This is a genomic window from Streptomyces sp. NPDC001100 (assembly GCF_053598575.1).
In genome coordinates, this window is the sequence record NZ_JBSFKO010000002.1 from 136,868 (window position 1) to 162,608 (window position 25,741).

24 protein-coding genes are annotated in these 25,741 nt (G+C 70.6%); 12 read left to right on the plus strand and 12 right to left on the minus strand.

What is annotated here, in order from left to right:
- Positions 1-130 precede the first annotated feature (130 nt).
- From ACWDEW_RS02885 to ACWDEW_RS02895, 3 genes are read left to right on the plus strand one after another with little or no spacing between them, the layout of a single operon-like run.
- Entirely contained in the window at positions 131-1,201 is a 1,071-nt protein-coding gene (locus ACWDEW_RS02885; RefSeq protein ID WP_450508973.1) for an ABC transporter substrate-binding protein, read from the plus strand.
- 16 nt (positions 1,202-1,217) lie between these two features.
- Complete coding sequence (locus ACWDEW_RS02890) at positions 1,218-2,207, plus strand: FecCD family ABC transporter permease (RefSeq protein WP_450508975.1); 990 nt, start codon at positions 1,218-1,220, stop codon at positions 2,205-2,207.
- Positions 2,204-3,241, plus strand: coding sequence for a FecCD family ABC transporter permease (locus ACWDEW_RS02895; RefSeq protein WP_450508977.1), 1,038 nt, complete (start codon positions 2,204-2,206; stop codon positions 3,239-3,241). The genes ACWDEW_RS02890 and ACWDEW_RS02895 overlap by 4 nt, the downstream gene beginning before the upstream one ends.
- A 201-nt stretch (positions 3,242-3,442) precedes the next feature.
- On the opposite strand, the gene ACWDEW_RS02900 is transcribed toward ACWDEW_RS02895, so the two are convergent.
- Positions 3,443-4,483: an NAD(P)-dependent alcohol dehydrogenase gene (locus ACWDEW_RS02900; protein WP_450508979.1), complete on the minus strand. Its 1,041-nt coding sequence runs from the start codon at positions 4,481-4,483 to the stop codon at positions 3,443-3,445.
- A gap of 171 nt (positions 4,484-4,654) precedes the next feature.
- On the opposite strand from ACWDEW_RS02900, the gene ACWDEW_RS02905 reads away from it, so the two are divergent.
- Complete coding sequence (locus ACWDEW_RS02905) at positions 4,655-5,590, plus strand: helix-turn-helix domain-containing protein (protein WP_450508981.1); 936 nt, start codon at positions 4,655-4,657, stop codon at positions 5,588-5,590.
- Here the strand turns inward: ACWDEW_RS02905 and ACWDEW_RS02910 are convergent.
- The 4 genes from ACWDEW_RS02910 to ACWDEW_RS02925 all read right to left on the minus strand — a co-directional run bounded on the left by ACWDEW_RS02910 (position 5,580) and on the right by ACWDEW_RS02925 (position 12,084).
- On the minus strand, positions 5,580-6,092 hold the full coding sequence (locus tag ACWDEW_RS02910) for a hypothetical protein (RefSeq protein ID WP_450508983.1): 513 nt from the start codon (positions 6,090-6,092) through the stop codon (positions 5,580-5,582). The two genes, ACWDEW_RS02905 and ACWDEW_RS02910, sit on opposite strands and share 11 nt — an antisense overlap.
- A gap of 80 nt (positions 6,093-6,172) precedes the next feature.
- Positions 6,173-9,517 (minus strand): S8 family peptidase, encoded by a 3,345-nt coding sequence (locus ACWDEW_RS02915; protein WP_450508985.1) that lies wholly within the window; start codon positions 9,515-9,517, stop codon positions 6,173-6,175.
- A gap of 274 nt (positions 9,518-9,791) precedes the next feature.
- Positions 9,792-10,478, minus strand: coding sequence for an ABC transporter ATP-binding protein (locus ACWDEW_RS02920; RefSeq protein WP_450508987.1), 687 nt, complete (start codon positions 10,476-10,478; stop codon positions 9,792-9,794).
- Positions 10,479-10,614: 136 nt separating this feature from the next.
- Entirely contained in the window at positions 10,615-12,084 is a 1,470-nt protein-coding gene (locus ACWDEW_RS02925) for an ABC transporter permease (RefSeq protein WP_450508989.1), read from the minus strand.
- 209 nt (positions 12,085-12,293) lie between these two features.
- Between ACWDEW_RS02925 and ACWDEW_RS02930 the strand changes: the two genes are divergently transcribed.
- Positions 12,294-12,809: a hypothetical protein gene (locus ACWDEW_RS02930; protein ID WP_450508990.1), complete on the plus strand. Its 516-nt coding sequence runs from the start codon at positions 12,294-12,296 to the stop codon at positions 12,807-12,809.
- 81 nt (positions 12,810-12,890) lie between these two features.
- On the opposite strand, the gene ACWDEW_RS02935 is transcribed toward ACWDEW_RS02930, so the two are convergent.
- Together ACWDEW_RS02935 and ACWDEW_RS02940 are read right to left on the minus strand one after the other, a co-directional pair.
- Positions 12,891-14,141 (minus strand): L,D-transpeptidase, encoded by a 1,251-nt coding sequence (locus ACWDEW_RS02935; RefSeq protein ID WP_450508992.1) that lies wholly within the window; start codon positions 14,139-14,141, stop codon positions 12,891-12,893.
- Positions 14,142-14,350: 209 nt separating this feature from the next.
- A complete protein-coding gene (locus ACWDEW_RS02940) occupies positions 14,351-14,704 on the minus strand; it encodes a hypothetical protein (protein WP_450508994.1) in 354 nt (117 codons plus the stop codon).
- A 130-nt stretch (positions 14,705-14,834) separates the two neighbouring features.
- Here ACWDEW_RS02940 and ACWDEW_RS02945 point away from each other — a divergent pair, with 130 nt between their 5' ends.
- Together ACWDEW_RS02945 and ACWDEW_RS02950 are read left to right on the plus strand one after the other, a co-directional pair.
- The gene (locus ACWDEW_RS02945; RefSeq protein ID WP_450509477.1) at positions 14,835-15,128 is read left to right on the plus strand and encodes an LAETG motif-containing sortase-dependent surface protein; all 294 of its coding nucleotides are present in this window, start codon (positions 14,835-14,837) and stop codon (positions 15,126-15,128) included.
- Positions 15,129-15,169: 41 nt separating this feature from the next.
- Positions 15,170-15,985, plus strand: a complete 816-nt coding sequence (locus tag ACWDEW_RS02950) for a hypothetical protein (RefSeq protein ID WP_450508996.1) — start codon at positions 15,170-15,172, stop codon at positions 15,983-15,985.
- A 42-nt stretch (positions 15,986-16,027) separates the two neighbouring features.
- Here the strand turns inward: ACWDEW_RS02950 and hutH are convergent, their stop codons facing one another.
- The 3 genes from hutH to ACWDEW_RS02965 form a co-directional block, all read right to left on the minus strand.
- Entirely contained in the window at positions 16,028-17,596 is a 1,569-nt protein-coding gene (gene hutH, locus ACWDEW_RS02955) for a histidine ammonia-lyase (RefSeq protein WP_450509479.1), read from the minus strand.
- A 258-nt stretch (positions 17,597-17,854) separates the two neighbouring features.
- Positions 17,855-19,000 carry a diguanylate cyclase domain-containing protein gene (locus tag ACWDEW_RS02960; RefSeq protein ID WP_450508997.1) on the minus strand — a complete coding sequence of 382 codons (1,146 nt, stop codon included), beginning with the start codon at positions 18,998-19,000 and terminating at the stop codon, positions 17,855-17,857.
- A gap of 76 nt (positions 19,001-19,076) precedes the next feature.
- Positions 19,077-19,871, minus strand: coding sequence for an enoyl-CoA hydratase/isomerase family protein (locus tag ACWDEW_RS02965; RefSeq protein WP_450508999.1), 795 nt, complete (start codon positions 19,869-19,871; stop codon positions 19,077-19,079).
- 146 nt (positions 19,872-20,017) lie between these two features.
- Between ACWDEW_RS02965 and ACWDEW_RS02970 the strand changes: the two genes are divergently transcribed.
- Positions 20,018-20,683, plus strand: coding sequence for a hypothetical protein (locus ACWDEW_RS02970; RefSeq protein WP_450509001.1), 666 nt, complete (start codon positions 20,018-20,020; stop codon positions 20,681-20,683).
- A gap of 77 nt (positions 20,684-20,760) precedes the next feature.
- Here the strand turns inward: ACWDEW_RS02970 and ACWDEW_RS02975 are convergent, their stop codons facing one another.
- Together ACWDEW_RS02975 and ACWDEW_RS02980 are read right to left on the minus strand one after the other, a co-directional pair.
- Complete coding sequence (locus tag ACWDEW_RS02975; protein WP_019072861.1) at positions 20,761-21,915, minus strand: adenylate/guanylate cyclase domain-containing protein; 1,155 nt, start codon at positions 21,913-21,915, stop codon at positions 20,761-20,763.
- 118 nt (positions 21,916-22,033) lie between these two features.
- A complete protein-coding gene (locus tag ACWDEW_RS02980; RefSeq protein WP_450509003.1) occupies positions 22,034-22,900 on the minus strand; it encodes a biotin--[acetyl-CoA-carboxylase] ligase in 867 nt (288 codons plus the stop codon).
- Between the two features lie 111 nt (positions 22,901-23,011).
- Between ACWDEW_RS02980 and ACWDEW_RS02985 the strand changes: the two genes are divergently transcribed.
- The 4 genes from ACWDEW_RS02985 (at position 23,012) to ACWDEW_RS03000 (ending at position 25,738) form a co-directional block, all read left to right on the plus strand.
- The gene (locus ACWDEW_RS02985) at positions 23,012-24,616 is read left to right on the plus strand and encodes an acyl-CoA carboxylase subunit beta (RefSeq protein WP_450509004.1); all 1,605 of its coding nucleotides are present in this window, start codon (positions 23,012-23,014) and stop codon (positions 24,614-24,616) included.
- 13 nt (positions 24,617-24,629) lie between these two features.
- Positions 24,630-24,839, plus strand: coding sequence for an acyl-CoA carboxylase epsilon subunit (locus tag ACWDEW_RS02990; protein ID WP_450509006.1), 210 nt, complete (start codon positions 24,630-24,632; stop codon positions 24,837-24,839).
- Between the two features lie 110 nt (positions 24,840-24,949).
- Positions 24,950-25,081: a morphogenic membrane protein MmpB gene (gene mmpB, locus ACWDEW_RS02995; RefSeq protein WP_381243520.1), complete on the plus strand. Its 132-nt coding sequence runs from the start codon at positions 24,950-24,952 to the stop codon at positions 25,079-25,081.
- Positions 25,082-25,117: 36 nt separating this feature from the next.
- Positions 25,118-25,738 (plus strand): Maf family protein, encoded by a 621-nt coding sequence (locus ACWDEW_RS03000; RefSeq protein WP_450509008.1) that lies wholly within the window; start codon positions 25,118-25,120, stop codon positions 25,736-25,738.
- Positions 25,739-25,741 lie beyond the last annotated feature (3 nt).

Genomic DNA, 25,741 nt, shown 5'->3' on the forward strand with positions numbered 1-25,741 from the left:
GACGGTGACGTGCTCGTGCGGTCCTTTGGCGTCGGCGGGTCGTTTCTCACCCACTGAGCCCCCTGGCCGACCCACTCCGACGGCAAGTTAAGGTAAGCCTTACCTGGCCAGTTTTCAGCGGAGAGTCGGAGTGACAGTGAGAGTGCTTGCGTTCAAGACGAAGGCTGTCACGGCGGTGGCCGCCGTGACCGTCGTCGGGGGGTTGCTGGCCGGGTGCTCGTCCTCCTCCTCATCCGACAACGATGCCGAGAAGACGACCGAGGGCTCGCAGAACAAGGTGATCGGCGCCTCGGAGGGGCCGTCCGCCGCGCCGAGCGCCCTCGCGACCGGCATGGGCGCGGACACCGACACCGACGGGACCTTCCCCCGGACCGTCACCCACTTCGAGGGAAAGACGACGATCAAGGCGAAGCCCACGAGGATCGCCGTGCTGAGCACCGGGCAGCTCGACGACCTGCTCTCCCTGGGCACCGTCCCGACCGCCACCACCCGCGCCGACAACGCCGGGCTCGTCCCCGACTACCTCGCGGACGCGTTCCCGGCCGACAAGTCGAAGCTGGCCGCGATGACGGACGCGGGCACCCGCCAGGCGCCCAACCTGGAGACGCTCGCCGCCGCCAAGCCCGACCTGATCCTCGCCAACGACTCGCTCGGCGACCTCTACCCCAAGCTGTCGAAGATCGCGCCGACCGTCGTCACGGCGGGCAACGGCATCAACTGGAAGCGCGACCTGCTGCTCGTCGGCGACGCGATCGGCAAGGGGCAGCAGGCGCAGCAGCTGCTCGACGGGATCGTCGAGGACGCGCACGAGAAGGGGGAGGCGCTGTCGAAGACCTCCGTGTCGATGCTGCGGTTCACGCCCGGCCGGACCCGGATGTTCGGCGTCTCGTCCTTCACCGGTTCGATCGCCGTCGACATGGGGCTGGACCGGCCCAAGTCGCAGCAGTTCAAGGCGATTTCGCAGGACATCGGCGCTGAGAGCATCGACTCGGCCGACGGTGACTGGATCTTCTACTCGGTGCAGGGGGACGCCGGCAGGACCGACGCGGCGAGCGTCCTTGCCGGGCCGCTGTGGAAGTCGATGAGGGCCGTCAAGGCCGGGCACGCGGTGAAGGTCGACGACGACCCCTGGTACCTCAACGCGGGCCCCACCGCCGCCCGCCTCGTCGTCCTCCAACTCGCCGAGGACATCAGCAAGTAGTGAGTTCCACAAGGTCATGAGCCTCAAGCGCCTCGCCTGGCCGGCGGTCACCCTCGCGGTGGCCGCCGCCGTGCTGCTCAGCCTCGCCGTCGGCACCCGCCAGATCCCCCCGGCCGCGGTGCTCAACGCCCTTCTGTACGGCGGGAGTTCACCCGACGCGCTCGTCGTACGGTCGCTGCGGCTGCCCCGTACCGAGATCGGACTGACGGCGGGCGCGGCGCTCGGCGTCGCGGGTGCCGCACTCCAGGCCGTCACTCGCAACCCGCTCGCCGACCCGGGCATCCTCGGCCTCAGCCAGGGCGCGGCGGCCGGTGTCGTCCTCGCCATCGCGACCGGCCTCGCGAGCGGCTTCGAGGGCTACGTCTGGTACGCCTTCGCCGGTGCCGTCCTCGCCGCCTGTCTGGTCTACGGCATCGCCGCGCGCGGACGCGGTGGGGCGTCCCCGGTGAAACTCGCCCTCGCCGGTACGGCGTTGTCCGCGATGACCGCCGGCGGTACGACCGTCGTGTTGACCTCCAGCTCCGCGACCCTGGACCAGTTCCGGTTCTGGCAGGTCGGCTCGCTGAGCGGGCGGGACGCCGACACCGTCGTACGGATGCTGCCGTTCCTGGCGGCGGGCGCGGTGCTGGTGCTGGCCTGTGCGCGCGGGCTGGACGCGCTGGCGCTCGGGGACGAGACGGCGCGGGCGCTGGGGCACCGGGTGGGGGTCGTCCGGGTGTGTGGGGCGCTGGGGGCGACCCTGCTGGTGGCGTCGGCGGTGGCCGCCGCCGGGCCGATCGCCTTCGTCGGGCTCGCCGTCCCGCATCTGGCCCGCCGGCTCACCTCGGGCGGTCATCGCAGTCTGCTTCCGCTGTCCGCGCTGCTCGGTGCGGCGCTGCTGGTCGCGGCGGACGCGGCGGGCCGGGTGGTGCGCGCGCCGGCGGAGGTGCCGGCCGGGGTGATGACGGCGTTGGTGGGGGTGCCGGTGCTGGTAGTGCTGGTACGGCGCCGGGGAACCGCCCTGTGAGCACCACCGGCGTCACCGTCCTGCGCCCGCGCCCCACCATCTCCCTGCTCCTGCACCGCCGTTCGGCCGTCGTGGCCGTAAGTCTCGTACTGCTGCTGGCCGTTGCGACGGGCGCGGCGGCCTGTCTCGGGCAGACCTACATCTCGCCCGCCGAGGTGTGGCACACGCTGCGTACCGGTTCGGGGCCCTACGACCTTGTCGTCAACGAGTTGCGGGTGCCGCGGATCGTGCTGGGGGCGCTGGTCGGGGTGGCGCTGGGGCTCGCGGGCGCGCTGGTGCAGACCGTCACGCGGAATCCGCTGGCCAGCCCGGATGTGATCGGGGTCGGGCACGGTGCCGCCGCCGCGACCGTGCTCGCGCTGTCCACCGGTCTTGTCGCCTCTCCGGGTGCGATGCCCGTCGTCTCCGTGGCGGGCGGGCTCGCCGCCGCCGCGCTCGTGTACGTGCTGGCGTGGCGGCACGGGATGCAGCCGAGTCGGTTCGTGCTGACGGGAGTCGGTATCGGGGTCGCGCTGTCGGCCGTCGTGCAGCTGTATCTCGCCGACAGCGAGCTGGCGGCCGCCGAGCAGGTCAAGCTGTGGCTGACCGGCTCGCTCAACGGGCGCGGCTGGGAGCAGGCGGGGCCGCTGGCCGTCGTCCTGCTGGTGTGTCTGCCCGCGCTGGTGTGGGCGAGCCGGGCCGTGCGGCCGCTCGGGCTCGACGCCGACACCGCTGCCGCGCTCGGGGTGCGGGTGGACCGGACGCGGCTCGCGCTGACCGTGCTCGGGGTGGTGCTGGCGGCGACGGCGACGGGGGCGGCGGGGCCGATCGGGTTTGTCGCGCTGACCGCGCCGCAGTTGGCCCGGCGGCTCACGCGTACGCCTCAACTGCCGTTGCTGTGTTCGGCGTTGACGGGTGCGGTGATTGTGGTGGCGGCGGATCTCGCTGCGCGGACGGTGCTGCCTCCGCTGGAGGTTCCGGTGGGGGCGCTCACGTCGTTGGTCGGGGGGCCGTATCTGTTGTGGCTGTTGGGGCGGAACAGGGTAGGGGGCTGAGGTGCATTGTCGGGTGCGGGCCGGTGGGGGCTGGTCGCGCAGTTCCCCGCGCCCCTGAAAACACCGGTCGCCCTGCGTCTTTAGGGGTGCGGGGCTGTATCGATTTGCGGCTCCGCCGCGTGGGCGCGACCAGCCCCCCACGCACCCGCACCCGCACCCGACAACGCACCGCACCCCACCCCCCAGCTAGAAGCGACGCAGTCAGATCGTGGCGGTGTCGATCACGAAGCGGTAGCGGACGTCACTCGACAGCACCCGCTCGTACGCCTCGTTGATCTGGTCCGCGGAGATCAGCTCGATCTCGGCGCCGAAGCCGTGCTCCGCGCAGAAGTCCAGCATCTCCTGGGTCTCCCGGATGCCGCCGATGCCGGAACCGGCGAGGGTCTTGCGGCCGCCGATCACGGAGAACAGGTTGAGGGAGACGGGCTCCTCGGGGGCGCCCACGTTGACCAGCGCGCCGTCCGTCTTCAGCAGTGAGAGGTACGCGCCGAGGTCGAGCGGCGCCGACACGGTGGAGATGATCAGGTCGAGGCTGCCGCGCAGTTCCTCGAAGGTCTTGGGGTCGCTGGTCGCGTAGTAGTGGTCGGCGCCGAGCTTGAGGCCGTCCTCCTTCTTGCTCAGGGTCTGCGAGAGGACGGTGACCTCCGCGCCGAGCGCGTGCGCGATCTTGACGCCCATGTGGCCGAGGCCGCCCATGCCGACGATCGCGACCTTCTTGCCGGGGCCGGCGTTCCAGTGCTTCAGCGGCGAGTAGGTGGTGATGCCGGCGCAGAGCAGCGGGGCGGCCACGTCGAGGGAGATGCCCTCGGGGATGCCGACGACGAAGTTCTCGTCGACGACGATCTTCTCGGCGTAACCGCCGTAGGTGGGCTCGCCGTCCTTGTCGAGCGCGTTGTACGTGCCGACGTTGCCGCCGGTGCAGTACTGCTCCAGGCCGGCCTTGCAGTTGTCGCACTCGCGGCAGGAGTCGACCATGCAGCCGACGCCGACCCGGTCGCCGACCCGGAACTTGGTGACACCCGGGCCGACCTCGGAGACGATGCCGGCGATCTCGTGGCCGGGCACCATCGGGAAGATCGCCTCGCCCCAGCCCTCGCGGGCCTGGTGGATGTCCGAGTGGCAGATACCGGCGAACTTGATGTCGATCAGGACGTCGAACTCGCGGACCGCCCGGCGCTCGATCGTGGTGCGCTCCAGGGGAGCCTTGGAGGCGGGGGCTGCGTAAGCGGCGACTGTGGTCATGCCGGAACACTCCTAAGGGGGGATGTGCGCCCGGCTGCCTTCCGGCCGGGCACGCTGAACAGCCTGCCCGAACATCCGGAGGCTACCCAGGCCACGCTTCTGCGTACGTCCGCTGTGCCTACCACCAGCGAGGTCAGGCTCATGGACGTACGACCGGGAATACTGGAGCGTATGGACGAACAGCCCGAATCCGCCACCGAGCCCCTGGACCCCGGCCGGCCGCTGGACCGGCGTGCCGAGCTCAGCGAGTTCCTGCGCACGCGGCGGGCCCGGCTGAAGCCGGAGGACGTCGGGCTGCCGGACTTCGGGCGGCACCGCAGGGTGCCCGGGCTGCGGCGCGAGGAGCTGGCGCAGCTGGCCGGGGTGTCGGTGGCGTACTACACGCGCCTGGAACAGGGCAACGGGCGGAACGTGTCGGCGGAGGTCCTGGACGCGATCGCCCGCGCGCTGCGCCTGACGGACGCGGAGTCCTCGCACCTCACCCACCTGGCGAAGCCGAAGCAGCACAAGAAGAAGTCCTCGGCCCCGGCCCAGCACGTGCGGGTGCCGCTGCGGCAGCTGCTCGACACGATCGACACCGTTCCGGCGTACATCACGGGCCGCCGCACGGACATCCTGGTGTGGAACCGGATGGCCGCGGCCGTCTTCGGCGACTGGTCCGAGCTGCCGCCGCAGGAGCGGAACTGGGCGCGGCTGGTGTTCCTGCGGCCCGAGTACCGGGATCTGTTCGTGGAGTGGGAGCAGAAGGCGGCGGACATCGTCAGCATGCTGCGGATGGACGCGGGCTGCCATCCGGACGACCCTCGGCTGTCCGCGCTGGTGGGCGAACTCTCCGTGAAGAGCGAGGAGTTCAGGCGGCTGTGGGCGACCCACGACGTCAAGGAGAAGACCTACGGCGTGAAGCGCCTGCTCCACCCCCTGGTCGGTGACCTCACCCTGCACTTCGAGGGTTTCCAGCTGTCGGACGGCACCGAGCAGGCACTGATCACCTATCACGCGGAGCCCGGCTCCCCGTCCGCCGACGCCCTTCGCCTGCTGGCCAGTTGGGGCACGGACGCGACCCGGGCGGGCGCCGCGTCGGCCGACCGTCCGGGTCTCACTCCGTGACACCGAGGTCGGCCCGCATCAGCCGCCGCATCGCGGTCAGCCGGGGCTCGGCCTCCTTCAGGTCGAGCAGGGTCTGCTCGGCGCTCTCGCCGTCCTGGGCCAGCCCCCGGTCCAGCCGCTTGACGGCGGCGTCGACGTCCGCGAGGACCTCGTTCACCGCACGCGACGCGTCCAGGACGCGCTCGGGCACGACCATCTGCGCCTCGGCGTAGCGGTCCCGGTATTCGCGGCGCGCCTCTTCCAGCTGGTCGCGTTCCGGTTCGGTGTAGACGCCGTCGCGGATGCGGTGCAGGGCGTCCTTGAGGAGGGTGTGGAACTGGCGCGAGGAACGGTTCATCGCCGTGTAGGCGTCCCGCCGCTCCTCGAACAGCCGCCTGCGCTCGGCGACTCGGGCGTCCTCGGCCCGCTGCCGGGCGGTGAGACGCTGACTGAGAACGGGCGCGAAGAGCGTACCGAGCACACCGACTACGGCGGTGATCATGGCGGTGACGGCGGCGGTCATGGGGCCAGGGAAACACGGACGGCCCGCCGGAAGGTGTGCTTCCGGCGGGCCGTCCGCCTCGACTCAGGTGATTCGGGGACCTACTTCGCGTAGTAGGCGTTGTAGATCGAGATCGTCGACTTGTTGCCCTTCTTGTCGGCGATCTTCGCGTGGAAGGAGATGGCCTTGCCCTTCGCCGGGTTGGTCACCGTGATCTTGCCGTTGACGACGGTGAGCTTCTTCCAGGTCTGGCCGTAGTCGTACGACACCCACACGCCGAGCGACTTGAGGTTGCGGCCGGCTGCCGCGCCCTCGACGGTGACCGGGAAGGTCACCTTCTTGCCGGTCTCGACGCGGCTGTCCAGGCCGGTGACCGCGTGGAAACGGGCCGTGGAGACCGGGAGTTGGGCGACGGTGGAGCCGGACGGCTTCTTCGAGGAGAACGTCCAGCTCGCGTCGATCCGGGTGGAGGCGGCGGCGACCTTGACGCTGCGGATGACCGAAGTGGTCAGCTTGTAGGCGGCGTTGGCGGCCGGGACCTTGAACGAGGCCTCGCCGAACAACGGGTCCTTGTTGGAGCCGACCTTGGTGCCGTTGCGGTACAGGGTCGTGTTGACCGAGGTGAACGTCGACGAGCCCGGGTTGCCCTGGGAGTCGGCGAACAGCGGTATCAGCCCGGAGATCTCGTTGCCGCTGCGGAACACTCCGTAGTCGGCGGTGAGGTGCGGGCCGAAGACCGCCGTGTTGAAGGTCTTCGAGTAGGTCCGGCCGGCCTTGAAGGCCTGTATGCCGTCCACGGTGTAGTAGGCCTCCGGGATCGGGAAGCCGTCCGCGTCGAGCCCGCCGTCCTGCTCGAACTCCAGCCCCCACTCCGCCCCGTTGATGGTGGAGACGTGCAGGGTGCGGGTGCCGGGCAGCGTCTGCGGGACGCCGGTGGCGGAGCCGCCGACGCCGTCGGGCAGATAGCCGAACGCGGACACCATGCCGGTCTTGCCGCTCGCCGCGGCCCCCATGTGGACCTTCACCGTGGCGAGTTCGGTCGCCTTGTAGTGCTTGGTGTAGCCGGTGGCGAGCTGCTTGACCTTGGCCGCGGTCGCGGTGTCGTACTGCTCGTCGGCGCCCTTGACGAAGTGGGCGTCCCACTGCTCGGTCAGCGAACCGTCGGTGATCTGCGGACCGAGGTGCGCGGTACGGAAGTTGGCGTACGTCTCCAGGAACCAGCCGAAGGCCGCGCCCCCGTCGTCCGTCTCGACCATGTAACCCGGCGACGCGAAGACCGACTTGGCGCCGGTGTCGGGCACCGTGATGTCGACCGGCTTGGTCGTACGCGCGTCGAGGGTCACCGTGGTGTCCTTGCTGATGTCCAGCTTGGGCCGGGCGAGCCAGTCGGCACCCTTGGAGGCGTCCTCAGGGTCCACGAAGATTCCGGTGTCGAGGACGTAACCGCCCTTGGGGACACGGACCTTGACGGTGCCCGAGGCGTCGTAGGGGCTGAAGAACTCGCCGTTGCCGAGGCCGGAGATGCCCGCCACCGAGGCGCTGTAGTAGGTGGCCGGGGTGCCGTCACGGTTGACGAACTTCAGCGTCAGGTCGTACGACTGCACCTCGCGCACCACGGCCGCGGCCGTACGGACGCTCTGTCCGCCGCCCGTCGCCGTCACATACGCGGAGTAGGCGCCGTCGAGCGTGCCGCCGAGCTTGGTGTTGACGGTCAGGCCGACCGAGGCCTTGCCGCCGGCCGGGACGGTCACCTTCGTGGCGCCCAGCTTGAAGAAGCCCGCGGGGGCGGTGTGGCCCTTGGGGTCGGTGGCCGCCGCCGTGAGGCTGAGGGTGACGGCCGTGGTGCCGAGGTTGCGGTAGGTGAGCTGCTTGGTGACCGGGGTGTCGTCGGTGTGCGGCCACTGCTGGATGCCGAAGCTCTCGGAGACCGGGTCGGCGATCACGTTCTGCTTGATGGCCTTGTCGACGGCGATCCGGCCCGAACCCTGCTGGAACGGCGTGTAGTTGCCGCCCTTCGCAGAGCCGGTCAGGGCGCCCTTCAGCTCGGCGTAGCCCCAGGTGGGGTGCTCCTGCTTGAGGAGGGCGGCGGCGCCGGCGACGTGCGGGGTCGCCATCGACGTACCCGAAATGGTCAGGTAGCCGGGCGGGTTCTCGCCGACCTCCTGGTCGATGAGGCTGCCGGGGGCTGCCGCGGCCGTGATGTCGACGCCGGGCGCGGTGACGTCCGGCTTGATGGCGCCGTCGCCGAGGCGCGGGCCGGTGGAGGAGAAGTCGGCGAGCTTGTCGTTGCCGTCGACGGCGCCGACGGTGATGGCCGCGTCGGCGCTGCCGGGCGAACCGATGGACTCCGGGCCCTCGTTGCCCGCCGCGATGGCGAACAGGATGCCCTTCTCGGCGGAGAGCTTGTTGACCTCCGCCTCCAACGGGTCGATGCCCGGGGTGTCTTGACCGCCGAGGCTCAGGTTGACGATGTCGGCGCCCTGTTGGGCCGCCCACTCCATGCCGGCGAGAATGCCGGAGTCGTCGCCGGAGCCGCTGTCGTCGAGGACCTTGCCGCTGAGGATCTTCGCGCCGGGCGCGACACCCTTGTACTTGCCGTGCGACTTCGCGCCGGTGCCCGCCGCGATGGACGCGACATGCGTGCCGTGTCCGACGCGGTCCTTGGTGTCGGCGGAGGTGGAGAAGTTCTTGGCCTCGATCACCTGCGTCTTCAGGTCCGGGTGGTCGCTGTCGACTCCGGTGTCCAGTACGGCGATCTTGACGCCCTTGCCGGTGTAGCCGGCCGCCCACGCCTTGGGGGCGCCGATCTGCGGCACGGACTTGTCGAGGCTGGCCCGGCGGACGCCGTCGAGCCAGACGTGCGCGATCCCGGAGGCCGTACGGTCGCCGTTGGTGACGGCGTCCCACAGCTCGGGGGTGTCCTGCTGCGGGGTCTGGACGGCATCGGCGTTCAGGGTCTTCAGGGACCGGCGCAGCGTGCCCGCGTCGCGGACGTCGGCCCGGGTGGCGGTCGCGGCGCCCTGGTAGCCGACGATGACCTTCAGGCCGGCCTTCTGGGAGGCGCGCTCGGCGGACTTGTCGAGTTCGGTGATGTCGAAGAGCCGCTGGTCGAGCTTGCCGCTCGCGACCAGGCGGGCGGCGTCGGCGGGGACGACGAGCGTGTGCCCGGCGACCTTCCGCACCTGAACCGGTATGTGCTGACGGCCCTTCGCCGGCTCCAGGCCCACGACCCGGCCCTTAGCGTCGACGGTGACGCGGTCGCCGGTGATCAGGGTCAGGTGGTGCTCGCCGGCCAGCCGAGCCCGCTCGGCACCGGCCGTACGCAGCGCGGAGCCGGTCGAACTCCGCCCGCTCTGTTCGGACTTCGCCGCCGCCGGGCTGGTCATGCCGGCGGCGAGGGCGACGGCGGCGGCCGTGGCGACACCGGCCGCGCACGCTCTCTTCACTTGTCTGCGCAAGACTCCCCCTGGAGCTCAGGTAGCGGGCGAATTTCCCCATTCGCCCGACCGGGGGACGGTTCGCACACCTGCGCGTACACCCCCCGGAACACGCAGTATGCCGAGGGGTGATCAACCGCTCAAGGGATGAGAGGAGGGTGAGAAGCGCAGCCGGAGAATGTTACGAGCCCGGGCGAACTCCGTTACCCAGTCGTCGGGTTCAGCCCGCCAGAACTCCGCTAAAGAGCATCCTCCCGCCGAACTTCCTTGCACAGCACCGGAGTTACTTGGACGCCGCGTTCTCCTTCACCGTGATCCTGCCCTTGCGGATGGTGGCCAGACGCGGCGCCTTCTTCGCGATGGCGGAGTCGTGGGTGACCATGATGAAGGTCAGCCCGTGCTCCTTCCACATGCGCTCCAGTACGTCCATGATCTCGTCGCGCATCGACTCGTCGAGGTTGCCGGTCGGCTCGTCGGCCAGCAGCACCTTGGGCTGCTTGACGAGCGCGCGGGCGATGGCGACACGCTGCTGCTGGCCGCCGGACATCTCGCCGGGGAGGTGACCGAGGCGCTCGCCGAGCCCGACCGAGACCAGCGCGTCGGCGGCCCGCTGGCGCCGCTCCTTCGCCTTCACGCCCAGCGGCACGAGGGCGGTCTCGACGTTCTCCTGCGCGGTGAGCGTCGGGATCAGGTTGAAGGACTGGAACACGAAGCCGATGTTCTCGCTGCGCACCTTGGTGAGCTTGGCCTCGGACAGCTTCGCCAAGTCGACGCCGTCCAGGACGATTTCACCGGCGGTGGGGCGGTCGAGGGCGCCGATCATCTGGAGGAGCGTCGACTTGCCGCCGCCGGTCGGCCCCTGGATGACCAGGCGGTCGCCGTCGCCGATGGTGAGGTCGATGCCGTCGAGGGCGTGGACGGTCTCCTTGCCTCGTGAGTAGAGCTTGGTGACGCCTCTGAGTTCGTACATGGTCCAACTCCTGGGGAGGTAAAGGGGGTTGGGGCCCGTCGGTGGGACGGGCCCCATTGCGTCGTCGTTCGTCGGCGGCTGCGTCGTGGCTGGGCGCGCAGTTCCCCGCGCCCCTGAAGGGGCGCTGCGGTTACCGCTACTCGACGCGCCGCAGCGCGTCCGCGGGACGGAGTCGCGACGCGCGCCAGCCGCCGAAGGCTCCGGCGATCAGGCCGCCTGCCACGGCGAGGCCGACCGCGAGGCCGATGGTGGTGGCGTTGACGGGCGCGGTGAGCGCGACGTCGAGCGTCTTGGCCGCGGCCTGCCGGCCGGGGCCGCCGAAGCCGCCGCCACCGCCGGGGCCGCCCGCCCGGGCGCCACCGCCGGCCGAGTTGCCGAGGGAGGCCGACAGGGTGGGGCTGATCGCGGTCACGACGTACGCGCCCGCCAGGCCGAGCGCGATACCGAGGACGCCACCGACCAGACCGTTGACGACGGCCTCGCCGACCACCTGCCGGGTCACCCGGCCGGACTTCCAGCCGAGCGCCTTCAGCGTGCCGAACTCGCGCACCCGGCGGGAGACCGCCGAGGAGGTGAGCAGACCGGCGACCAGGAACGCGGCGATCAGCACCGCGATCGACAGCCACTTGCCGACGCTGGTGGCGAGGGAGGAGGCGGTGGACAGGGACCCGGAGACGGTGTCCGCCAGGTCGGCGGAGGTGGTGACCGTCGTACCCGAGACATTGCTGGTGATGGTCTTCTTGACGGCCGAGATCTGCTTGGAGTCGGTCGCCTTGACGTAGATCGTGGTGACCTTGTTCTTGTCACCGCTCAGGGTCTGCGCCTGCGTCAGCGGGATGTACAGGTTGGCCGCGGCGTCCCCGCTGGTGGCGGTGGCGATCCCGATGACCTTGTACTTGACGCTCTTGATCGTGACCGTGGACCCGACCTTGAGCTTCTTCTCCTTGGCGTACGCCGAGTCGGCGACGACGACCTTCGCGTTGGTCTCGGCGGTGGTGAAGGTACGGCCACTGGTGATCTTCGAGGAGGTCAGCGGGCCGAGCGCGGGCTTGGTGACGTCCGTGCCGTACACCGTGTACGCGTTGATGTTGAAGTTGGCGCCACCACCGGTGACTTCACCCTGCGGTGCGCCGGTGCCGCCGCCCTGCCGGTTGCCACCGCCTGTGCCGCTGCCCTGGTTCTGCTGGAACTGACCGCGGGTGAACTGGCCGTCCACCTTGACGACGTTGAGGCTGAGCCCGCCGACGGCGTCGGACACCCCCTTCTGTCCCGCGACCTTGGTGACGGTGGTGGAGGCCAGGGTCGTGAAGCCCTGGACCATGACGCGGTCACTGCTCTGCGTCTTGCTGTCGTCGTTGTTGTTGGCGTCGAACTGGAACCGCGGCTGCTGCGAGCTGCTCGAGCTGGCCGTGGCCGCCTTGGTGACGGTCATGTCCGTACCGAGTCCGTACAGCGACTGGAGGACCTTGTCCTGTGCCTTCCCCATGCCGGAGGACACGGAGTTGACCACGATGACCAGCGCAATGCCCAGTGCGAGGCCGGAGGCGACGACGAGGGCCGCTTTTCTGCGGCGGCGCAACTCGCGCCTCAGGTAGGTGAAGAACATGGCCCGCAAGCTAGGTACAGCGCGTGATGATGCCATAAGGCCGACATAAGAGAACGATGAGAAGGCTGTCCGTGGGCAAAGAATGAGCAGGCGCAGGGCTGTCAATGAGGGTGCGGGATGGCGCCGCGCACGGCTTTTGCGCAGCCTTCCGGACGGCTCGGGCGTGTACGCGTCGCGGCACGCGATGTGCTGATGTGCTGATTTCCGGCATGGCTGGCCGCGGGGGAAACAACGGAGAGGCCGGGGACATACGACGGTCCCCGCTGGCGGACTACGCGGAGCTGAGCGGGTCACCACCGCCGTCTACGGAGACCGCCGCCCCCGACCCGCCGAGCAGCGACGTCGCCGCTCGCGTGCGGCACGAATTCGCCGTACTGCTGGGCGAGTTCCGTCGCACGGCGGTGCTGGTCCCCACGGACGAGGACGACGCACCCCTGGCCGGCGATTTCGGCGGTATCCGGTGGATCTACGCTTTTTCGAACGAAGCGGCGCCGGCCCGGTTCGCGATCGCGAGGGGTGAAGGCGACCGGGAGTGGCCGTATCTGCGGCTGCTGGGCGCGAGGGGCCAGGTGATCCGCAAGAACGCGGCCGGCCAAGTCACTACGTACGCCTACGACATGACGGAGTCGAGGACGACCTGGCGTAGGGAGGCGGAGATTTTGCACCCGGAGCCGTGTCACATGACGGAAATTACCGTCAAGCGACCTGCGCCCTGGACCACTTGAGACCGACAGCGAAAAAGCGGTCACCCCCACCCAAGGGGGCAACCGCCTTCAAGCGAACCGGAGTTGGCAGGCCGGGTCAGATCAGACCGCCGACCCCGCCTTCCACTGCGCCCAGTCCATGTTCCAGCCGTTGAGGCCGTTGTCGGGGGCCACCGTCTTGTCGCCGGTCTTGGAGATGACGACGACGTCACCCACGATCGAGTTGTTGTAGAACCACGCCGCCGGCATGTTCTTGTCGCCGGCGCCCTTCACGTCCTGGAGGCCCACGCAGCCGTGGCTGGTGTTGACGCTGCCGAAGACGGACGGCGAGCCCCAGTAGTTGCCGTGGATGAACGTGCCGGAGCTGGTGAGGCGGATGGCGTGGGGGACGTCCTTGATGTCGTACTCGCCCTTGCCGTCGTCGTCGGTGAAGCCGACCGTCGCGCCGTTCATCCGGGTCTGGACGAACTTCTCGGACATCACCATCTGGCCGTTGTACGTGGTGTGTTCGGGGGAACCGGCCGAGATCGGGATGGTCTTGACGACCTTGCCGTCCTGCTCCACCTTCATCTGCTTCGACTTCGCGTCCACGTAGGAGACCTGGTTGCGGCCGATGTGGAAGGTGACCGTCTTCTGCTGCACGCCGTAGACCCCGGAGGCGCCCTCGACGCCGTCGAGCGCGAGCTTCAGCGTGACGGTGGAGTTCTCCTTCCAGTAGTCCTCGGGGCGGCAGTCCATGCGCTGGGTGTTGAACCAGTGGCAGACGACTTCCTGACCGCTGGTGGAGGTGACCGTGATGCCCTTCTGGACGGCGGCCTTGTTGGTGATCGCCTTGTTGAAGTTGATCGAGACCGGCATGCCGACGCCGACCGTGGAACCGTCCTCGGGAGTGAAGTTCCCTATGAAGCTGTTGGCCGGGGAGACCGTGGTGAAGGAGGCGTTCTCGTGGGCGGCGAGGCCTGCGGAGTCCTTGGCGGTCGCGGCGACCTTGTAGGTGGTGGAGCGCTCCAGCTGGGCGCTGGGCTTCCAGCTGAGCTTGTCGGCGGAGATGGTGCCCGCGACGGCCTTGCCGTCCGCGGTGGTCATCGTCACGGCCGTGAGCGTGCCCTTGCTGACCTTCACCGTGGCCGAGTTGTTGATGGAGGCGTTGTCCGAACCGTCCGCCGGTGTGATCTTGATCTGGGCCTCGGACGACTTCTTCGCCGCCGCCTCGTCGGCCTTCGACTGTGAGCTCTGGCTCGAGTCGCTGCCGGAGGACTTGTCGTCGCTGCCGGAACACGCCGTGAGCACGAGCACACCGCCGAGCAGTGCGGACGCGGCCACAAGACTCCTGCGCCGCTTACTGTCCGTCATCACACGCTTCTCCATCGTTGCCGAATCACCAAAAACCCGAGCGCCCCGTTAAACAGTTCTTAAGAATCCAACGCTACGACTGGTGTGTCCCGTTCCGCTTACCCACGATGTGTGGGGCACACCACGTCCACTGTGACGCCCGGAACCGTTGAGACGACGAAACCCCGGACAGCGGTTGCCGCCCGGGGTCATCTGGTCCCGTGCACGGCTCAGCCGACCACTGCCGTCCCGTCTGCTTCCTCATCGCCGTCGACATCATCCTCGTCGAGGTCCCAATCCGGCGAATCCGGGTCGTAGTCGATCTCCTCACTGCTCCAGGAGGCCTGGGCCAGTTCGACCCCGGGCATCTCCCCGACCAGGTCGAACGGGTCGACGAGGTAGGCGAGGGCCTCGGCAGTGTCCTCCGTCACAGCGCTCTCGGCGTGCACCCGTTCGTCACCGGGCAGTTCCGGATCGTTGGCGATCTTGGCCAGCGCGGCCTTGGTCACGGCGCCCTCGTTCTCGACTTCAAGAACGAGCTCTACACGAAGGCGTACAAAACGTGATGTCTCTGGAGTGGTCATGCCGGGAGCGTACGGCCCACAGCTCCCGTGACTTTCCCACGACCCGCAGAGTTCATTAGCATCGCTCCACACGGCCAATTCGCCAGCGCCACAAGGGGATCGATATTCCGTGTCAACCGCTCGCCGAACGATGCTGACCGCCACCGCCGCGGGCACCCTGCTGGGCGCCCTGTGGTTCGTCCCCTCCGCCAACGCGACGGTGACCGACCAGGTGAGAGTGGAGACTTCGGCGACGCCAACCTCCCAGGCCACCCAGCAGGCAAGGGTGACCTCGACAGCCGTCACCACCTCCTCGGACGGCACCCAACTCGCCGACACCGGCAGCCCGGACACCACGCCGTACATCGTCGGCGGGACCATTTTCCTCGGTCTCGGCGCCGGTTTCGTGGCGTATTCGGTGCGGCGGGAGCGCCTCGGGTTTTAAGTTGCTTGACTCTTACTTGACTCAAGCTTCATAGTCCGCTCATGAAGAGATCATCGGGCATACGCCTGTGCGCCACCGTCGCGGTGGGCGCACTGTCGCTGGCCCTCGTCACCGGCTGCTCCGACGGCGGTTCGGACACCGCCAAGAGCGACCACGCCAAGAGCAACGCCAAAGGCACCACCAACAACTCCGCGAAGGCGCTCAGCGCCGCCGAGTTGCAGAAGCTGGCCCTCGCGAAGGGCGATGTCACCGGCTACGAGGTCGGCTCGGTCGGCAAGACCTTCCCCGCGGCCAAGAGCGCCGTCACCGTCGACAAGGCGCAGTGCCGCCCGCTGGCCTGGGCGATGGCCGGGCAGGCGCCGGGCGACGCGGCCGCGGCCACGAACAGGATGGTCACCGAGGCGAAGAAGACCTCCGCCACCCCGTCCAAGTCCGTGGAGGACCTGAGCGAGGAGGAGTTCGAGGACGCGTTCGGTTCCGCACTGGACCGCACGACCACCGTCGTCGGGCTGTCCTCGTACGACGGCGACGGCGCCGAGAAGACGTTCAAGGCCGTCACCGACGCCGTCAAGAGCTGCGCCGACGGCTTCACCCTGCTCCCGGGCTCCGACGGCACGAAGTACACCGGGGTCGCGACCGAGAAGGCCTCGAACTCCGGCGACGAGTCGGTGGCGTTCGGCGCGACCGCCGTGATGGAGGACACCGGCGGCGAGACGGGCACCGTGCACACCGAGGTGGTGCGGCACGGCTCCACCCTGGTCACGTACTACACGGTCAACCTCGGCGCCCTGATGTCGCAGAAGGCCTACGTCATCCCGGCCGCGGTGGTCACCGCCCAGTCCGCCAAGCTGAAGTGACGTACGGGGCCCGGCCGTTGCCACGGCCGGGCCCCGACTCCCCTACCGCAACGGCCCGGTGACCTTCTCCACGGCCTCCACGACCTGCCCGTCGCGCACGAACGCCTCCGCCGCGGCGAGGTCGGGAGACAGGAACCGGTCCGGCCCCGGACCCTCGACTCCCGCCGCCCGTACGGCGTCGATGACCGCCCGGGACGCGGGTGCCGGGGCCAGGCCCTCGCGCAACTCCACGGCGCGCGTGGCCGCGTACAGCTCCACCGCGATGATCCGGGTGAGGTTGCCGACGGCGGTGCGCAGCTTGCGCGCTGCCGACCAGCCCATGGAGACGTGGTCCTCCTGCATGGCGGAGGACGGGATCGAGTCGGCGGAGGCCGGTACGGCCAGCCGCTTCATCTCACTCACCAGCGCGGCCTGCGTGTACTGGGCGATCATCAGCCCGGAGTCGACCCCGGCGTCGTCCGCGAGGAACGGCGGCAGCCCGTGCGAGCGGTTCTTGTCGAGCAGCCGGTCGGTACGGCGCTCGGCGATCGAACCGAGGTCGGCGGCTGCGATGGCGAGGAAGTCGAGGACGTAAGCCACGGGCGCGCCATGGAAGTTCCCGTTGGACTCGACCCGGCCTCCCCCAGAGCCAAAAGCCTGGGAGGTGCCCCCAGGCAGCACAACGGGGTTGTCCACCGCCGACGCCAACTCCCGTTCCGCGACCAGGCGGGCGTGTGCGATGGTGTCCCGCCCGGCACCCGCGACCTGCGGAGCACACCGCACCGAATACGCGTCCTGAACCCGGGGAGCGTCGTCCTGGTGATGCCCGGTGAGCTCCGAACCGTCAAGCACGGCAAGCATGTTGGCGGCGCTCGCGGCCTGCCCGGGATGCGGGCGGATGGCGTGCAGCTCGGGCGCGAGCACCTTGTCGGTACCGAGCAGCGCCTCCAGCGACAGCGCGGCCGTCACGTCGGCGGACTTGTAGAGCATGTCGAGGTCGGCGAGCGCCATGACCAGCATGCCGAGCATGCCGTCGGTGCCGTTGAGGAGGGCGAGGCCCTCCTTCTCGCGCAGTTCGACCGGCGCGATGCCGTGCTCGGCGAGCAGCTCTCCCGCGGGCCGTACGACGCCGTCGGGTCCCTCGGCGTCGCCCTCGCCCATGAGGGTCAGGGCGCAGTGCGAGAGCGGCGCGAGGTCACCGGAACACCCGAGGGAGCCGTACTCGTGGACGACGGGGGTGATCCCGGCGTTGAGGATGTCGGCCATGGTCTGCGCGACCTCGGGGCGGACACCGGTGTGCCCCGAGCAGACGGTCTTGAGCCGCAGGAACATCAAGGCCCGTACGACCTCGCGCTCGACCCGCGGCCCCATCCCGGCGGCATGCGAACGAACGATGTTGCGCTGCAACTGGGCCCGCAGTTCCGGGCTGATGTGCCGGGACGCCAACGCCCCGAACCCCGTACTGACGCCATACACGGGCTCCGGCTTGGCGGCCAGCGCGTCCACGATCTCCCGCGCCGCGGCGAGCGCCGCGCGGGCCTCACCCGAGAGCTCGATCCGGGCGCCCCCACGCGCCACGGCAAGAACGTCGGACGCGGTGACCCCCGACGTCCCCACCACCACAGTGTGCATATCCATATTCAGGAGCGTACGCATTGAATGCGGCGGTGTCACTATCGGGGAGGGGGTTAGACCCTTACAGATGGGTCACTGGGCCGAGCGGACCGTCGGCCGCGTACGGCGCGAAGGTGCCGTGTCGGGGGGTGTCCGCCCGCAGCGGTTGGCGCGTCAACACGGCCGCAATCCTGAGTGACCGATTCCGCGCCGTTCCGAGGACGGACACCCCCCGACGCGGCGCCGACCCACCACAAACCGCAGGCGCCCCACCCCTCACGCCCGCCGCCCCCGGAACCGCCGCCGCTCCGCCGGCATCTCCGGTGTCGGGGAGTCGGCAAGCCGCACCACCGGATCGTCCGGCCCGTCACGCCCGGCGACCACCGGCCGGTCCGCGCGGAGCGCCTTCGCACGGTACTGGGCCGCGTCCGCGAGCCTGAACAGCCGCCGGCCGGACCGTACCGCCCCGATCGGATCCTCGGTGGACGCAACCCCGCACGCAACACCCTCCCCCAGCTCCAACTCGGCCGCGCGGCGGCACAGTTCACCCGCCGCGTCGACCACCTCGTCGGCGGGCGGCCCGACCGCGAGCAGACAGAACTCGTCCCCGCCGAGCCGCGCGGCCAGCGCACCCGGCAGCATCGCCCCGCACAGCGACAGCACCGACCCGAAGCGTTCGAGCAGCCGGTCACCGACCGCATGCCCCTGGGTGTCGTTGACACGCTTGAGCCCGTTGAGATCGCAGACGACGAGGCTGACCACGACCCCGTCCCGCCGGTGCCGCTCGACCGCCTCGTCGAGCCGTACGTCCACGGCCCGCCGATTGGCGAGCCCCGTGAGCGCGTCCGTGAACGCCAGCCGCCGCGCCTCCTCCAGCCGCTCGGTCTGCGCGATCCCGGCCGCGACCACGGAGGCCAGCACGGTCGCGAAATCGGCGTCGGCACGGTCGAACACGGTCGCACCGACCGGCCGCGCCACATACAGCTCGCCCCAGGCCCGCCCGTGCAGCACGATCGGGGCGATCACACAGCAGCCGCGCCTACGACGCCGTAGCGCCGCCACGCGCTGGTGGCAGTAGCCGGGGCTGCCCGCGGCCGGGCCCTCGGCGGTCTCGACCCAGGCGTTGGGTTCGCCGCCGCCGGCCCAGCGCTCGTGCAGGAACTCGGTGATCTCCGGGAACTGGTGCACCGGGTAGGTCTCGCCGTCCGGGAACTCCTCCTCGCCCGCCGCCCGCTCCCCCACGTTGACGAGGACCCGCAGCCGGCCCAGCTCCCGCTCCCACACCGACAGCGCGGCGAAACTCCCGTCCAGCGCCCGGCACGCCCCGGCCGCCGCCGCCCGCCAGGACTCGCGCGGAGTGTGCGCCGCCGCCATCCCCTGCGCCAGCTCCACCACGGCAGCCAGCCGCCTGTCCTCACCCATCACTCCAGGCTAGGGAGGTTCTGGACATATCGGGACGTTGATGCGGCGAACAGGTGTCTACGCGCGGTAGCCGCCGCTACTCACCGGGCCACTGCGGCTTCCGCTTCTCGTTGAACGCGGCCACGCCCTCAGCCCGGTCCCCCGAGAACGCCACCGACCGCCATGCCGCGTCCTCGACCTCAAGCCCGGCCCGCAGGTCCAGCCCGTGCCCGAGCCGCAGTGCGCGCTTGGCCGCGCGCAGGCCGACCGGCGAGTTCGCGGCGATGCGGGCGCCCAGGGCGAGGGCCTCCTCGCGGTCCCGGCCCGCCTCCACCAGGACGTCCACGAGCCCCAGTTCCGCCGCCTCGGGCGCCTCCAACCGCCGCGCGGTGAAGATCAGTTCGGCCGCCCGGGCCGCGCCCACCCGGCGGGGCAGCAGCTGCGTACCACCGCCGCCCGGAATGACACCCACGGACACCTCCGGCAGCCCCACCACAGCCGTGCCGTCGGCCACGATCAGGTCGCAGGACAGGGCGAGTTCGAAGCCGCCGCCCAGCGCGAAGCCGTGCACGGCGGCGATCGTCGGCATCGGGAGTTCCAGGACGCCCGTGTATGCGCCCCGGGCGAGCGGGCGCTGCCGTACGAGCTCCGCGTCGGTGAGCGAGTTGCGCTCCTTGAGGTCGGCGCCGACACAGAAGGCCCGCTCGTGCGAGGAGGTCAGCACGGTCACGCGGACGTCCCGGTCCGCCGCCAGCGCCGTACAGGCCGCGGCGATGGAGCCGGCCATCGCGGTGGAGACGGCGTTCATGGCCTTGGGCCGGTCCAGGACGAGTTCCGCGACGTGGTCGTGCCGCCGCACCAGCACGAACTCCCCGAACCGTTCCTCGCTCATGACACCCTCCTGGTTAACGTGGGTTAACAGAACTCGCCCCGATCATCGCACGGGCCTTCCCCGTTCGGGTGACATCCCGCCCAACTCCCGCCGCACCGCACGGAGAAGCGCATAACGTGCGTCCGCCACACGACAGGGGAGGGATCGTGACGACGACCACGCAGGCCGAGCGGGCCGAGGACACCGCGGACGTGGAGCCACCCCTTCCCCGGCCCCCGCGCGGCCGGCACCGCCGCCCCCGTCCCCGCAAGGTCCTGCTGGCCTTCGGCGGTCTCGCCGTGGCCGCCGGGGTGCTGAGCCTCGTACGGCTGACGCCCGAGTCGGGGGTCGGCGGGGTGGGCACGGCGGAGGCCGAGCCGAGCCCGGACGTGGACGCGGAGCAGAGCGCCGGGCACCCGGCCAACGCCGCCGCCACGATCAGCGCCGACCCGACGGCGATCCCCTCCGCACTCCCCTCCGCGATGCCTTCGGCGACCTCGGTGATGGGCGGCGCGAGCGCGACCCCGACCGCCGCCTCCGGGGTCGTACCGACTCCGTACGCGACGACGGCACCCACGACCATCCCGGAGACGGGGACGGGGACAGGAACGGGAACAGGAACGCGGACGACGACGGCGCCCGGCGCCCCACAGCCCCGGGCATCGGCCACCGCACCCGGCCCCCAGGATCCCGCGACAAGCGCGGCCCCGCGGCCGGCCCCCACACCGAGCCCGAGCCGGACCGCCAACTCCCCTGCCCCGGCGCCGAGTCGGCCGAGTCTGTGCGTGCCGATCATCGGACTCTGCGTGAACCCACTGGTCCACGGGAGTTGAGGGCTGCACGGTGACCGAGCCCACGCGTACCGGTCACCAAGCACTGCACGGCCGCGCGGACGCAGCGCGGCCGACGGCTACGCCGGGGCCGAGTCCCGGCGGGTCAGCAGCCAGGGTTCGACCACGCCCAGGCCGCGCACCGGGCGCTGCCACATCGGCTGGAGCGCGAAGCGGTACGTCGGGGGCTCCTCGCCCTCCTTCTCGGCGGTGGCCGCGGCCTCGGCCGCCTCCGCCTCGGAGGCGGGCGCCTCGCCGCTGCGGATGAGCTCCTCGGCGAAGGCGCTGTCGACGAGGACGGCGTCGCGGGGAGCTATCGAGGTGAGCCGCGAGGCGAGGTTGACGGTCGTGCCGAAGACGTCGCCCATGCGGGTCGTGACGGTGCCGAAGGCGATGCCGACGCGGAGTTCGGGCATGGTCTCGTCGTGGGCCATGGTCTCGATCAGGCGCAGCGCGATCTCGGCGGCGACCCCGGCGTCGTCGGCGGAGAACAGGACCTCGTCGCCGAGGGTCTTGATGAGCCGGCCGCCGCGCGCGGCCACCAGGTCGGCGGCGGTGGTCTCGAAGGCCTCGACCAGTTCGCCGAGTTCCTCTTCCTCCATGCGGCGGGTCAGCCGTGTGAAGCCCACCAGGTCGGCGAAGCCCACCGCGAGGCGCCGGTCGACCATCTCCTCGTCGTCGCTGGCCTGGACGACCCGGCCGGCCGAGGCGGCGAGCTGGCGCCGCCAGACGTAGACGAGGAACTCCTCCAGCTCGGGCAGCAGCAGCTCGATGATCGGGTACGTCACCTCGGTGCGTGACATACCGGGCTCGGGCGGCTCGGTCAGGCCCTCCAGGAACGAGTCCATCTGCCAGCCGGCCAGCCTCGCGGTGGTCTGCCCGGTGGAGCGGGCCACCTGCACGGCCATCGCCTCGCTCAGCAGCCCCGCCTCGACGAGACCGGCGAGGCGGCGCAGCGCGAGGACGTCCGCCTCCGTGAACGCCTTGGCCTGACCGACGTCGGCGAAGCCCATGGCGCGCCAGAAACGGGTGGCCAGCTCCATGGAGACACCGGCGGTACGGGCCGCCTGGAACGGGGTGTAGCGGCGCTCCGCGCCCAGGATGAGCCCTTCGAGGCGCAGCGCGAGGGGGTCTTCGCCGGGATCGGCGGCATAGGGGTCGGCCCGGCCACCGGCGGCATCGGGGTCCACCCGGCCGTCCGCGTCCGCGCCGGAGCCCGTGTCGTCGACGGTCACGCCTGCTGCCCTTCCGATCTGCCACGGTCAGGTATCGACCGGGCCCAATGCTACGGCAGGTGTGGGCCAGCTCACTCCGTGAGTCACGCGGACAAAGCTGCCACAAGAGCGGTCGGGGTCACGCGGGGCGCAGATGCACGATGTCGCCCGCTCCCACGGGCTCCTGCACTCCGTCCTCCGTCGCGAGGACCAGCCGCCCGTCCCCGTCGATCGCGACGGCCTCCCCGGTGATCGACCGGTCCCCGGGCAGCTCGGCCCGTACGACCCGGCCGAGCGTGGCGCAGCCGGCCGCGTAGGTCTCCTGGAGGCCGCTCGCGGCCGGGTCGCCGCCCGCCGCGCGCCACTTGTCGTACCAGTGCTCCAGGGAGCGCAGGACCGCCCGCAGCAGGGGGTCCCGGTCCGTGGCGACGGCCCCGGCCAGGGCGAGGGAGCCCGCCTGGGGCACGGGGAGCTCGTCCTCGCGCAGGGTGACGTTGATGCCTACGCCGACGATCACGGCGTCGTCCCCGGCGCGCTCGGCGAGGATGCCGCCGGCCTTGCGCTCCTCGCCACCGACAGTGACCAGCAGGTCGTTGGGCCACTTGAGTGCCGTGTCGACGCCGGCCGAGCGGGCCAGGCCGGTGGCGACGGCGACGCCGGTGAGCAGCGGGAGCCAGCCCCAGCGGGACACCGGGACGTCGCCCGGCTCCAGCAGGACGGAGAAGAACAGGCCGGAGCGGGCCGGTGCCGTCCACTGCCGGTCGAGCCGCCCGCGCCCGGAGGTCTGTTCCTCGGCGACCAGGACGGTGCCCTCGGCCGCCTTGCCCGCGGCGGCCAGGGCGACGAGGTCGGAGTTGGTGGAACCGGTCGACTGCACGACCTCCACACCGGTCCACAGCCCGCCCGCCCGGACGAGCCCGCGCCGCAGCGCACCGGCGTTGAGGGGCGGCCGTTCCAGATCGGACCAACGGCTGCTGTTCTCGTCTGAGGCATCTCGCGGCGTCATGCAAGCCACCCTAGGTGTGTTGTACGCCGCACTGCCGATCGGTAGGCCCGCCACTACTCTACGAATGAGTAACCGTCCCCCCTTTTGAGCAGGCAGGGAGCCGTAATCCCGATGTCCGAGCCGGAAGCGCCTCAAGAGATCGACATCCACACCACCGCCGGGAAGATCGCGGATCTTCGGCGCCGCACCCAGGAGGCGACGCACGCGGGCTCGGAGCGCGCGGTCGAAAAACAGCACGCCAAGGGCAAGTTGACGGCCCGTGAGCGGATCGACCTGCTCCTCGACGAGGACTCCTTCGTCGAGTTCGACGAGTTCACCCGGCACCGGTCCACGGACTTCGGCCTGGAGAAGAACCGCCCCTACGGCGACGGCGTCGTCTCCGGCTACGGCACGGTCGACGGCCGCCCCGTCGCCGTGTTCTCCCAGGACTTCACGGTCTTCGGCGGCGCCCTGGGCGAGGTCTACGGCCAGAAGATCGTCAAGGTGATGGACTTCGCGCTGAAGACCGGCTGTCCGGTCATCGGCATCAACGACTCCGGCGGCGCCCGCATCCAGGAGGGCGTGGCCTCGCTCGGCGCCTACGGCGAGATCTTCCGCCGCAACACCCACGCGAGCGGCGTGATCCCGCAGATCAGCCTGGTCGTCGGCCCGTGCGCGGGCGGGGCCGTCTACTCCCCCGCGATCACCGACTTCACGGTGATGGTCGACCAGACCTCGCACATGTTCATCACCGGCCCGGACGTCATCAAGACGGTCACCGGCGAGGACGTCGGCTTCGAGGAGCTGGGCGGCGCGCGCACCCACAACTCCGTGTCCGGCGTGGCCCATCACATGGCGGGCGACGAGAAGGACGCGATCGAGTACGTCAAGCAGCTGCTGTCGTACCTCCCGTCCAACAACCTCAGCGAACCCCCCGCGTTCCCGGAGGAGGCGGACCTCGCCGTCACGGACGAGGACCGTGAGCTGGACACCCTGGTCCCGGACAGCGCGAACCAGCCGTACGACATGCGCACGGTGATCGAACACGTCCTGGACGACGCCGAGTTCTTCGAGACGCAGCCGCTGTTCGCGCCGAACATCCTCACCGGTTTCGGCCGGGTGGAGGGCCGCCCGGTGGGCGTGGTGGCGAACCAGCCCATGCAGTTCGCGGGCTGCCTGGACATCGACGCGTCCGAGAAGGCGGCGCGCTTCGTCCGCACCTGCGACGCGTTCAACGTCCCGGTCCTCACCTTCGTGGACGTCCCCGGCTTCCTCCCGGGCGTCGACCAGGAGCACTACGGCATCATCCGCAGGGGCGCGAAGCTGATCTACGCGTACGCGGAGGCGACCGTCCCCCTCATCACGGTCATCACCCGCAAGGCCTTCGGCGGCGCCTACGACGTCATGGGCTCCAAGCACCTGGGGGCCGACCTCAACCTCGCCTGGCCGACCGCCCAGATCGCCGTCATGGGCGCCCAGGGCGCGGTCAACATCCTGCACCGCCGCACACTCGCCGAGGCCGAGGCGGCGGGCGAGGACCTGGACGCGGTGCGCGCCCGCCTCATCCAGGAGTACGAGGACACCCTGCTCAACCCCTACATCGCGGCCGAGCGGGGTTACATCGACGCGGTCGCCCTCCCCTCCGACACCCGCCGCCACGTGGTCCGGGGCCTGCGCCAACTCCGCACCAAGCGCGAGTCGTTGCCCCCGAAGAAGCACGGCAACATCCCCCTGTAGAGGAGCGGCCTCCATGAACATCAAAGTCGTCAGGGGCAACCCGACCCCAGAGGAGCTGGCCGCCGCACTGGCGGTGGTCAGGGCCCGCGCCGCGGCGGCGACACCCACACCGCCCGGCGCACCGGGGCAGCGGGACGCGTGGTCCGACCCGGCACGGATCGCGGGCGCGAGGCTGCCCCACCCGGGGCCCAGCGCATGGACCCGCACCTTCTGGCCGGGCTAGGGGGATCCGCTTAAGGGGCGCGGGGAACCGCGCACAGAGGAACAACCCCGGGCACCAATTTAAGTACCCGTACTCAGGCGCCGCCCCCTGCGAAGCCGCACGCTGGTGCCATGCTGTGGTCCGACCCCGAAAACGAGCCTCCCAAAGAACTGCGGGAGACAGAGCTCATGTTGCGGCGGCTCGGAATACTCATGGCACTCGCGATGGTGCTGGCGATGATCGTGATCGGGCTGTCGGGCTGAGGCGAGCGGCCCGCGCGCCGCCGATACCCTGGCCGCATGACAGATCAGCCACGCCGCCGCCTCGTGCTCGCCTCCCAGTCCCCCGCCCGGCTGGGCCTCCTGCGCCAGGCGGGACTGGACCCCGAGGTGATCGTGAGCGGGGTGGACGAGGACGCGGTCTCGGCCCTCACCCCGGCCGACCTCGCCCTCGCCCTCGCCGAGGCGAAGGCCTCCGTCGTGGCCGCCCGACCGGAGGTGCGCGGCGCGCTGGTGATCGGCTGCGACTCGGTGCTCGACCTCGACGGCGAAGCCCTCGGCAAGCCCGCCGACGCCGAGGAGGCCACCGCCCGCTGGAAGTCGATGCGCGGCCGGGCCGGCACCCTCCAGACCGGCCACTGCGTCTACGACACGACGAGCGGCCGGTACGTGTCGGCGACCGCGTCCACCGTGGTCCGCTTCGGCGAGCCGACCGACGCCGAGGTCGCCGCGTACGTCGCCTCGGGCGAACCCCTCTACGTCGCCGGGGCGTTCACGCTCGACGGCCGTTCGGCGCCGTTCATCGAGGGCATCGACGGCGACCACGGCAACGTGATCGGCATCAGCCTGCCGCTCGTTCGCCGGCTGCTGGGTCAACTGGGCGTCGGCATCACGGAGTTGTGGACCCCGCGGGAGAAGTAGCGA